The sequence below is a fragment of the Vibrio sp. 1580 genome (assembly GCF_033340055.1).
The window spans coordinates 1-532 of the sequence record NZ_JAWOVT010000662.1 but is presented as its reverse complement, the minus strand read 5'-3'; the positions used below and the strand labels follow the sequence as shown (position 1 = coordinate 532).

1 protein-coding gene is annotated in these 532 nt (G+C 40.0%); it reads left to right on the top strand.

The genetic code is table 11. The annotated features are described in order from the left end of the window. A partial coding sequence (locus R7093_RS27715) for a YfcL family protein (RefSeq protein ID WP_318147341.1) occupies window positions 1-254 on the top strand: 254 nt, incomplete at its 5' end. Between the last annotated feature and the right edge of the window lie 278 nt (window positions 255-532).

Genomic DNA, 532 nt, shown 5'->3' with positions numbered 1-532 from the left:
AATTTGAAGAAAAACTACTAGAACTGATTGATGCTCGTATTGAAAACGCATCTGATGATGAACTGTTTGCTGGTGGTTATCTACGTGGTCACATCTCTCTGTCTGCCGCATCTTGTGAAGAAGACGGCATCAACGATGTTGAAGAGCTAAAATCTCGTATCGCGAACAGCCTAGAAGAAGCACGTGCAGAACTGACGCCTGCGGATCGCGTGATTGTTAGTGATCTATGGCAAGAACTGCAATCACAAGCATAATATCTACGAATTGCAGTAAATGAGTGCTCAGTGTAGCTGAATGAAAGCCTGTTAACCTTGTTGTGACTATTTTTTCAACGGGTTATATCAAACGTCACCTTATTCTAGGCGTGCTTCTTGGCTATTTCTGAGCATATCTTTTCTATCGTTATCTCGCCTTTTAATTGAAATCAACTCCTTCGAAATATTCGAATCTCTCCATAAGATTTTTGTGGTTGTTGCCAGCCTGTTTAACTTTTATTCTGCAAAGCATAAAACGTGAACAAAGGAATATAACC